This window comes from Vibrio sp. Vb1127 (genome assembly GCF_033338735.1).
Taxonomy (GTDB): Bacteria; Pseudomonadota; Gammaproteobacteria; order Enterobacterales; family Vibrionaceae; genus Vibrio; species Vibrio alginolyticus.
The window spans coordinates 60,539-69,513 of the sequence record NZ_JAWOTF010000019.1; the positions used below are offsets into that span (position 1 = coordinate 60,539).

Below are 8,975 nucleotides of genomic sequence, written 5' to 3' on the forward strand. Positions count from 1 at the left end.
ATTAATGACTGTTTAGTTTTTCTTTGTGCTTATTAAGTTGGCGAACCAATTTATCTACCAGCGAATCGATCGCGGCATACATATTTTCGTCATCGGCTGATGCGTGGATTTCGCCTTGATTTATGTGAAGCGTAGCTTCCGCGATTTGAGTAATTTTTTCAACTTTTAGTACAACATGCACTTGATTGATATGGTCGAAGAACCTTTCGAGCTTCTGAAACTTAGAATTTACATAGTCTTGCATTGAATCGGTAAGATCAACGTGATGGCCTTGAATATTGATTTGCATAGACTTTCCTTTTCAGTTAGTGCCTTATAATAGGCGTTTACGCTGACTTGAAGGGGCAATTCCCAAGGATTCGCGATATTTGGCTATCGTACGTCTTGCGACCTGAATCCCTTGGTCAGCCAGAAGAGCAGCAATCTTGCTATCACTCAGTGGTTTGGCAGTATTCTCTGCTGCGACCAGTTTTTTAATGAGTGCACGAATTGCTGTTGACGAACATTCTCCGCCGTTGTCAGTACTAACATGGCTAGAGAAGAAGTACTTCAATTCAAAAATACCACGTGGTGTATGCATAAACTTTTGCGTTGTTACACGAGAAATCGTGGATTCATGCATGTCCACAGCCAAAGCGACATCATTGAGTACCATTGGCTTCATGGCTTCCTCACCATACTCGAAGAAATCTTGTTGATGTTCAACAATACATCTTGCAACTTTGAGTAGCGTCTCGTTTCTACTCTCTAAGCTCTTAATTAACCATTTTGCCTCTTGCAAATTGCTGCGGATGTACTGGCTATCCGCGCTATTACCTTTGCCTAATTGAGCATATTGTTGATTTACTTTTAATTTTGGCACGCTATCCGGGTTTATAGAAACGGTCCATTTGCCATTGTCTTTAAAAACGGATACGTCTGGAATTACGTACTCGGTATCATCAGGAGTGATGCGACTACCTGGACGAGGATCTAACTGTTGGATAAGCTTTAAGACTTCACGAAGATCGGCTTCTTTCAGCTTAGTCTCTTTGATGACGAGCTTGTAGTCTCGGTTGCCTAGGTGATCAATATGATCCGCAAGTATCATTTTGGCTTCAGCAAGCCACGGCGTGTCTTCTGGGAAGGTCGTCAGTTGCAGTAACAAACATTCTTGTAAGTTACGTGATGCAACTCCAAGAGGATCGAATTGTTGAATGCGTTTACGAACGGCTTCTACTTCGTCTAACTCTATCTCTTCATTATCGAAGCTCTCATGAATCTCTTCAGGCGACAAAGTTAAATAGCCGTAGTCGTCAACAGCGTCAATAATCGCTAATGCAATCGTGCGGTCGGTTTCACTGAATGGTGTTAGGTCAAGCTGCCACATGAGGTAATCATGTAACGATTCAGTGGTTTCGCCTTGGTAGACGGGCATATCATCATCAAGAGCTAAGCCAGTGCTACCAGTATTAGCGCTGTAGACGTCATCCCAAGTCGTGTCGATTTCAAGTTCAGAGCTAATTTCTGATTTCTCTATCACATCGGAGCTATCTGGAACGTCAATTTCTGTTGGTTCGCTAGCACTGTTGCTATCAGCAGCCTCGACCGCTGACTTATCTTCACCGTTTGCTAGAGGCTCGTCTTGGCCTTCTTCAACTTCCAATAATGGGTTTGAGTCCAACGCTTCTTGGATTTCTTGTTGAAGATCGAGTGTCGACAATTGCAATAAGCGAATCGCTTGCTGCAACTGTGGCGTCATGGCTAACTGCTGACCTAGCTTGAGTTGTAATGAAGGTTTCATTCAGTGTTACTTACCTTGTAATGCTCAGAATCTTACCGTTCCTAATATAATCATAGACGGAATTGTTCGCCGAGATAAACTTGTTTCACCTGTTCATTATTGAGAACTTCTGCCGGAGTTCCCGATGCAATTAGGTGCCCTTGGCTCACGATATAGGCTTTTTCACATACGTCCAGTGTTTCACGTACATTATGGTCAGTGATTAACACTCCGAGACCACGATCGCGCAGATGCTCAATGATTTTCTTGATGTCATTAACCGAAATTGGGTCAACACCAGCGAAAGGTTCATCCAATAAAATGAACTGAGGGTTGGCCGCTAAAGCTCGAGCGATTTCCACCCTGCGTCGCTCACCCCCTGATAGTGCCATACCAGCACTGGTTCTGATGTGCTGGATGTGGAATTCTTCCAACAAATCTTCCAGTTTATCTTGGCGCTCTTCCCTCGTCATTTCTTGACGAGTTTCAAGTACGGCCATGATGTTATCTTCTACTGAAAGCTTACGGAAAATCGACGCTTCTTGCGGAAGATAGCCAATGCCAAGGCGTGAACGGCTATGCATCGGTAAAATACTGATGTCATTGTCGTCAATGGTAATGGTGCCCTCATCACGAGGTACTAAGCCGACAATCATGTAAAACGAGGTGGTTTTACCCGCGCCGTTTGGACCGAGTAGCCCAACAATCTGACCAGATTCAACTTCTAAGCTAACATCAGTGACGACTTTGCGTTTTTTGTAGCTTTTCGCCAAGTTTTTCGCACTCAGTACTGCCATATTAGTTCTCTATCTGATTGGGTTGCAAAATGGTCGTAACGCGCTCTTCCTTAGAGCTATCTGCGACTAGCTTTTGTTTACCAATTTGGTAACGAATCGAAGAACCTTTGATGGTGTTGTTGTCTTGCGCCAGCTGCGCTTGACCTTTCATGGTCAGTTCGTCTGTAGAAATACGGTAATCCAGCTCCGTAGCTTGACCACTAAGTGTTTTACCATCGTCCATCAGCTGAGAAAACTTCGCAGGTTTACCAAATGCTTGAATCTGTTTAATTGCTTCGGTTTTAGGATCGCGAGTTACCACGATTCTATCAGCATCGATATTGATGCTCCCTTGCTTAAGAGATACATCGCCTTCAAAAACAACCTGGTTACTCTTCATATCCACCTGTTGGGTGTCAGAGTTTATGTAAACCGGCTGTTGAGTATCCGACTTGAGTGCCAGCGCTTGAGGCGCCGCCAATACCAGTGCCAGTAGGCTAAGGTGTAACGGTTTCATATCGACCTTGAACTTCATCTGTCAGAGTCGCAGTATGCTGTTTTAAGTTACCTTGCATTGCGCCTCCAGTAGTTTCAAATTGTGGTCCAACCAACATTACTTGTTGGTCAGCTTTAAAATCACGATTGGTTAGATTAATGACCAATTTGTCTGTTGCCATGGTATCAAAACTCGCACCAGGCAGAAGATTTTGCATTAAGACTTTGTCATATAAAGTCAAAACTTGGTCTTCATCTAACACTGCTCTTGTGGCAGTCACCTTCCATTCAATGACGCTACCTTCACGGTAAACCATCAAAGTCGGGTTATTAAAAATAGTATCTCCACTCTTAGCATAATGGTCTAAGTTAGTGGAGCGAATGATGTAACTGCGGACACCATCTTCACCGTAGGTGATGTTTTCTAATCCAGAACCACTGAACATGGGCAGTTCAGAATCTGGTGCTACTTGAATTGCGTCGTTGCCTTTAGGGGTTAGTAGGTAATAACCGCACCACGCTACAACGAAGATCAAGAGCAAATAAATAAGGCGAGTAAAACTCATATAATGAAGGCCTATCGTTTAGCTCAGTACTTCCCTGACCATTGCCTTTATTCGTCTAATAAATGATTTAAATGTTTGTGCTGATATTACATCACGCCAGCTTTTAGTAAATCGTGCATGTTCAGTGCACCCACAATTTTTTCGTCTTTACATAAAATCAGAGCGTTAATGTTTTTATTCTGCATCAAGTTCAAACCTTCAACCGCCAGCATATCAGGGTGTGCTGTGGTTGGGTTTGTCGTCATGACCTCGCCAATTGCCGTCGTATGAATATCGATACGCTTGTCTAAGGTACGACGTAAATCACCATCGGTGAATATACCAAGCATAGCATCGTGCTCATCGACGATGGCTGTCATGCCTAACCCCTTTTCTGAAATTTCAAGCAGGGCATCGCGAATTAATGCGTCAGGAGAAACTTTAGGTAACGCTTCTCCAAAGTGCATAATATCAGACAACTTAAGTAGCAGTTTTCTCCCCAGTGCACCACCTGGGTGAGATAGGGCAAAATCTTCGGCAGAAAAACCACGAGCTTGAAGCAGAGCTACGGCTAATGCATCTCCCATCACTAATGTGGCAGTCGTACTGCTAGTTGGCGCCAGGCCTAACGGACAAGCTTCTTGAGGTACCGTAATTTGCAGGTGTAAGTCAGACAGCTTGGCCATATTTGATTCTGGCTTACCTGTCATGCTGATGATCTTAATATTCAGGCGCTTTAATACTGGAAATAGAGACAGAATTTCGTTTGATTCACCAGAGTTAGAAATTGTCAGCACAATGTCACCAGGGCTAATCATACCCAAGTCACCATGTGCGGCTTCGCCTGGATGAACGAAAAACGCCGAAGTCCCAGTGCTTGCCAGAGTGGCGGCAATCTTGTTACCAATATGGCCTGACTTGCCAATACCCATAACGACAACTTTGCCGTTGTTGGAAAGGATAAGTTCACACGCTTTTTCAAATTGATCATCAAAGTAGGTATCTAGCTCTTGCAGAGCAGCAACTTCGATATCAAGAACTTGTTTAGCAGCAGCGCGAAAATCAAATTGATTGGACATATCAGATCTCTACTTATTGATCGTGGTAATTAAGCGGTCATGTTTGCGAATAAGTACACTTGGTAACCTAAGAAGCACACAAACAAGATGGCACCTTCAATACGGTTAATACTGCGTGATTTACCCAAACACATCGCGACAAGTAACAATGAAACTCCTAACATGACCCAGAAGTCACGTCCCATCGCGTACTCACTGAGCACCGATGGATTAATGATGCCAGGAATCCCCATTACCGCCAGAATGTTAAACACATTCGAACCGATAATGTTACCGACAGCCATGTCGTCTTCACCCTTTAAAACTCCCGCAAGTGATGCGGCTAGTTCTGGCAGGCTAGTGCCAATGGCGATAATAGTTAGACCGATAACAAGGTCGCTCATACCAAAGTGTTTAGCAATAATTACCGCGTTATCAACCAGCATGCTGGCTGCCAAAGGAAGCAGTATCAAGCCAATAACCACCCACATGATTGCTTTAGGGTTACTGACGCCTTCTGGGATCTCTGACTCTTGGTCATCAAGAAAAACATCACCTGATTTTTGCTCTTTGCGGCTGATTTGCAACATAGCAAATAAAAATGCCCCAAAGAGTACAAACAATAAGACACCCTCATAAAAACCGAGATGGCTATTCCAAAGCAGAATACCAGCGAGTACGGTTACGGCTATCATGAGTGGAAGTTCTCGGCGGATGACGGCGGAGCTAATCGACAAAGGCTTGATCAGCGCTGTAATACCTAGGATTAACGCAATGTTCGCTATGTTTGAGCCTAATACGTTACCCACCGCTGTATCTGTTTTGCCATCCCAAGCAGCGGTTGCAGATACCATCATCTCAGGGGCGGATGAGCCCATCGCGAGGATTGTCATGCCGATGACAAGCGGGGAAATACCGACGTTGCGGGCTATCGCTGCAGAGCCAAAAACAAGTTTATCTGCACTCCAAACAAGCAAAACAAGACCGACTATAAGCAACGCAACGGCTTCGAGCATGAGAATTCCTAAGTATTAAATAAGTAAAATGAATAACCGCTAATTTTGACCTTTTGCGGCCTAAAATGGAAGATAAACGAAGAATAAATTAAAGGTTAGTAACGAAAATGTATGTAAATCTCACTCATTTAAATGAGCAATTCTGGTCTAGGATTTAAACACTTCGTGCTAATTCGGTCATAAACCATGAGAAATTGCAGGGATATACTCGACTTTATTTAATTGAACAGTGCTTTAAATTCAACGCCAATGTGCTTATGATTGCAGCCTAATAAATGTACCGACGTTACTTTATTAAACGTAGAATTCAACTCCGATGAGTATCTGCTTGATGATTCCGTGAGTTGCAACGCTCCTACAGTAGAAGAGATGATATGTCGAACAACGATTTAGTCACCGTGAACAACCTCACTTTTTCACGGGGAGAACGCATGATCTTTGATGATATTGATCTGCATGTTCCTGAGGGCAAAGTGACGGCCATTATGGGACCATCGGGAATTGGTAAAACAACACTGCTGCGTTTGATTGGTGGTCAGTTGTATCCCGAGCAAGGAGAGATCTGGTTTGATGGCGACAATATTCCCTCTCTCTCGCGTAAAAAACTCTACCATGCTCGAAAGAAAATGAGCATGTTGTTCCAGTCAGGGGCTTTATTCACTGATTTGAATGTTTTTGATAATGTCGCCTTTCCATTGAGAGAGCATACCGATTTATCGGAAGATTTGATTCGCACCATGGTGTTACTCAAGCTCGAAGCTGTCGGTCTGCGCGGCGCAGCGCAATTAATGCCGAGTGAGCTTTCAGGTGGTATGGCAAGACGCGCTGCTTTGGCTCGTGCAATCGCACTTGACCCTGACCTGATCATGTACGATGAGCCGTTTGTGGGGCAAGACCCAATTACTATGGGCGTTTTGGTTGAGCTAATTAGCAATCTAAACCAAGCGTTAGGTTTGACCTCTATTGTGGTTTCTCACGACGTACCTGAAGTCATGAGTATTGCTGACTGGGTATACCTGATGGCCGATGGAAAAATCATCGCCTATGGTACGCCAGAAGAGCTGACTCAAAACTCTGATCCTCGTGTCCAGCAGTTCTTACAAGGTGATGCCGACGGTCCTGTACCGTTTCGTTTCCCTTCTCAAAGTATCGAAAAGGACTTATTTGATGGTCGATAACTTCATTCACTTTGTCGCCTCGCTGGGTCGACGCACGCTTTCTATTTGCGGAGCATTTGGTCGTGCGACTTTCATGTTGATTGGGGCGCTATTTTCTAAGCCACAACCGATCAGAAGCTTTCCTCTGCTTGTTAAGCAACTTTATTCTGCTGGTGTTCAGTCGCTGGCGATCATCGTCGTATCTGGTCTGTTCATTGGAATGGTTTTGAGTCTACAAGGCTATGTTGTGTTGGTGGATTACGGCGCAGAAGGCAGTTTAGGGCAAATGGTAGCGCTTTCGTTACTCCGTGAATTAGGACCTGTTGTTACTGCACTTTTGTTTGCTGGTCGTGCCGGTTCTGCGTTAACCGCAGAGATAGGTCTAATGAAAGCAACGGAACAACTGTCTAGCCTTGAAATGATGGCGGTAGACCCATTGAAACGAGTGATTGCACCACGGTTTTGGGCTGGGGTTATCTCAATGCCTTTACTGGCTATGATTTTCATGGCTGTGGGAATTTGGGGCGCTCAGCTTGTTGGTGTTGACTGGAAAGGCGTTGATCACGGCAGTTTTTGGTCAGCGATGCAGTCCTCTGTTGAGCTAGGACAAGACATTGGTAACAGTATGATCAAATGTTTTGCGTTTGCAATTACGGTTACTTGGGTCGCTCTATTTAACGGTTATGATGCTATTCCAACATCGGAAGGGATCAGCCGAGCAACTACGCGCACTGTTGTGCATTCTTCTTTAGCAGTACTAGGATTAGACTTTGTACTGACCGCATTGATGTTTGGGAATTAATCATGCAACAAACACGTAAAACTGAATTATGGGTTGGCAGCTTTGTATTAGCGGGAATTTGCGCGATTCTTGTGATGATTTTTCAAGTTGCTGACGTAAAAAGCATTGGCTCTGGTGATACTTATACCCTCAAAGCCGAGTTCGATAATATTGGCAGTTTAAAAGTTCGTTCGCCCGTAAAAGTGGGGGGCGTTGTGATTGGTCGAGTAAGTAGTATTTCGCTTAACCCAGACAACTTATTGCCAGTTGTAACACTATCTATCAATAGCAAATACAATCAGTTCCCAGAAACGTCGAGCGTACAAATTTTGACATCTGGCCTGATTGGTGAGCAATACATTGGTTTAGTACCTGGCTTCGTTTTTGATGATGAAGTCATGCTGGTGGATGGTGATACCATCGAAGACACCAAATCGGCGCTTGTGCTTGAAGACTTAATTGGTCAAGTACTATACAGCGTAGGTGGTTCAGACGACTCAAGTAAGGAATAACTATGTTAGCGAGATTACTACTTTCAGTTTGTGCTGTGTTTAGCGTCTTTGGAGCAACAGCAGCAGAGGTGGATAAAACTGAACCTTATAAGATGATGAAGCAGGTAGCTGAAGTCACGTTCGAAAGATTGAAAGCCGAACAGCCGAAAATCAAACAAGATCCAAATTTACTTAAAGTGATCGTTGAAGAAGAGCTAATGCCTTACGTCAACTACCGCTATGCAGGGTTAAAACTTCTTGGTCCAAACTTAAAAGGTGCTAAGCGTGAAGATGTACTTGAGTTTATCGATGCATTTCGTGCTTACCTGATTGCGTCTTATGCACAAGTGTTGACGCAATACTCTGACCAAAAAATTGAGTTTGGTCCTGAGCCTAGCATTGATGACTCTAAGCGTATTACAAGCATTAAAGTTGATATCATCGATACTCCGCGTCCAAACATCAAACTTGAGTTTAAACTGCGTAAAGACAACCAGTCTGGTGAGTGGGAAGCATTCGATATGATTGCAGAGGGCATTAGTTTGCTTTCTAGTAAACAATCCGAATGGAACAGTAAAATTCGTCAAGAAGGTATTCTATCTGTTGCTAAAGACCTAGAAAAATTGGCCGCAGAACCGATCCGCTTCGAGGCGAAGAAATAATGGCCCAGACTCCCGCTCAGTGGCAATTGGATCAAAACATTCTTAAGCTAACAGGGGCACTTGATAGAGATACAGTGCCTTCATTGTGGGCGTATGCACAGCAATGGCAACCTGCTCAATCGGAGCTGGAATGCTCGCTAAAAGAGATAGAGCGCGTCGACTCTGCAGGAATGGTGATGTTAATCCACTTATTAGAGCATGCAAAAAAGCAAAACTGTCATATAATGCTCAG

At 43.9% G+C, this 8,975-nt stretch carries 12 protein-coding genes; 5 read left to right on the forward strand and 7 right to left on the reverse strand.

All coding sequences use genetic code 11. The features are described from left to right. Position 1 precedes the first annotated feature (1 nt). From hpf to R7H07_RS19480, 7 genes are all read right to left on the reverse strand, one after another. The gene (gene hpf / locus R7H07_RS19450) at positions 2–289 is read right to left on the reverse strand and encodes a ribosome hibernation promoting factor (protein WP_005381114.1); all 288 of its coding nucleotides are present in this window, start codon (positions 287–289) and stop codon (positions 2–4) included. A gap of 24 nt (positions 290–313) precedes the next feature. After that, positions 314–1,783, reverse strand: a complete 1,470-nt coding sequence (locus R7H07_RS19455; protein WP_005381112.1) for an RNA polymerase factor sigma-54 — start codon at positions 1,781–1,783, stop codon at positions 314–316. Between the two features lie 50 nt (positions 1,784–1,833). Beyond that, entirely contained in the window at positions 1,834–2,559 is a 726-nt protein-coding gene (lptB, locus tag R7H07_RS19460; protein ID WP_005381111.1) for an LPS export ABC transporter ATP-binding protein, read from the reverse strand. Between the two features lies 1 nt (position 2,560). Then, positions 2,561–3,055, reverse strand: coding sequence for a lipopolysaccharide transport periplasmic protein LptA (gene lptA, locus R7H07_RS19465; protein ID WP_005381109.1), 495 nt, complete (start codon positions 3,053–3,055; stop codon positions 2,561–2,563). After that, positions 3,036–3,599 carry an LPS export ABC transporter periplasmic protein LptC gene (gene lptC, locus R7H07_RS19470; protein ID WP_005381106.1) on the reverse strand — a complete coding sequence of 188 codons (564 nt, stop codon included), beginning with the start codon at positions 3,597–3,599 and terminating at the stop codon, positions 3,036–3,038. Before lptC ends, lptA begins: the two co-directional genes overlap by 20 nt. 86 nt (positions 3,600–3,685) lie before the next feature. After that, the gene (gene kdsD / locus R7H07_RS19475) at positions 3,686–4,657 is read right to left on the reverse strand and encodes an arabinose-5-phosphate isomerase KdsD (RefSeq protein WP_065274891.1); all 972 of its coding nucleotides are present in this window, start codon (positions 4,655–4,657) and stop codon (positions 3,686–3,688) included. Positions 4,658–4,686: 29 nt separating this feature from the next. Beyond that, positions 4,687–5,652 carry a calcium/sodium antiporter gene (locus tag R7H07_RS19480; protein ID WP_005381102.1) on the reverse strand — a complete coding sequence of 322 codons (966 nt, stop codon included), beginning with the start codon at positions 5,650–5,652 and terminating at the stop codon, positions 4,687–4,689. Positions 5,653–6,026: 374 nt separating this feature from the next. Between R7H07_RS19480 and mlaF the strand changes: the two genes are divergently transcribed. From mlaF to R7H07_RS19505, 5 genes are all read left to right on the forward strand, one after another. Next, positions 6,027–6,830: a phospholipid ABC transporter ATP-binding protein MlaF gene (mlaF, locus tag R7H07_RS19485; RefSeq protein ID WP_005388422.1), complete on the forward strand. Its 804-nt coding sequence runs from the start codon at positions 6,027–6,029 to the stop codon at positions 6,828–6,830. Continuing rightward, complete coding sequence (mlaE, locus tag R7H07_RS19490; protein ID WP_065274890.1) at positions 6,820–7,611, forward strand: lipid asymmetry maintenance ABC transporter permease subunit MlaE; 792 nt, start codon at positions 6,820–6,822, stop codon at positions 7,609–7,611. Before mlaF ends, mlaE begins: the two co-directional genes overlap by 11 nt. A gap of 2 nt (positions 7,612–7,613) precedes the next feature. Continuing rightward, on the forward strand, positions 7,614–8,102 hold the full coding sequence (gene mlaD / locus R7H07_RS19495) for an outer membrane lipid asymmetry maintenance protein MlaD (RefSeq protein ID WP_005381099.1): 489 nt from the start codon (positions 7,614–7,616) through the stop codon (positions 8,100–8,102). Between the two features lie 2 nt (positions 8,103–8,104). Further along, entirely contained in the window at positions 8,105–8,743 is a 639-nt protein-coding gene (mlaC, locus tag R7H07_RS19500; protein WP_005381098.1) for a phospholipid-binding protein MlaC, read from the forward strand. Continuing rightward, the coding region (locus R7H07_RS19505; RefSeq protein ID WP_318128767.1) for a lipid asymmetry maintenance protein MlaB at positions 8,743–8,975 on the forward strand (233 nt) is incomplete at its 3' end. The genes mlaC and R7H07_RS19505, both read left to right, overlap by 1 nt.

Bases quoted from the DNA above. Each gene is read 5' to 3' on its own strand.
- lptA (WP_005381109.1), bottom strand. From the start codon at position 3,055: ATGAAACCGTTACACCTTAGCCTACTGGCACTGGTATTGGCGGCGCCT.
- kdsD (WP_065274891.1), bottom strand. From the start codon at position 4,657: ATGTCCAATCAATTTGATTTTCGCGCTGCTGCTAAACAAGTTCTTGAT.
- lptB (WP_005381111.1), bottom strand. From the start codon at position 2,559: ATGGCAGTACTGAGTGCGAAAAACTTGGCGAAAAGCTACAAAAAACGC.
- R7H07_RS19455 (WP_005381112.1), bottom strand. From the start codon at position 1,783: ATGAAACCTTCATTACAACTCAAGCTAGGTCAGCAGTTAGCCATGACG.
- hpf (WP_005381114.1), bottom strand. From the start codon at position 289: ATGCAAATCAATATTCAAGGCCATCACGTTGATCTTACCGATTCAATG.
- mlaF (WP_005388422.1), top strand. From the start codon at position 6,027: ATGTCGAACAACGATTTAGTCACCGTGAACAACCTCACTTTTTCACGG.
- mlaE (WP_065274890.1), top strand. From the start codon at position 6,820: ATGGTCGATAACTTCATTCACTTTGTCGCCTCGCTGGGTCGACGCACG.
- R7H07_RS19480 (WP_005381102.1), bottom strand. From the start codon at position 5,652: ATGCTCGAAGCCGTTGCGTTGCTTATAGTCGGTCTTGTTTTGCTTGTT.
- mlaD (WP_005381099.1), top strand. From the start codon at position 7,614: ATGCAACAAACACGTAAAACTGAATTATGGGTTGGCAGCTTTGTATTA.
- mlaC (WP_005381098.1), top strand. From the start codon at position 8,105: ATGTTAGCGAGATTACTACTTTCAGTTTGTGCTGTGTTTAGCGTCTTT.
- lptC (WP_005381106.1), bottom strand. From the start codon at position 3,599: ATGAGTTTTACTCGCCTTATTTATTTGCTCTTGATCTTCGTTGTAGCG.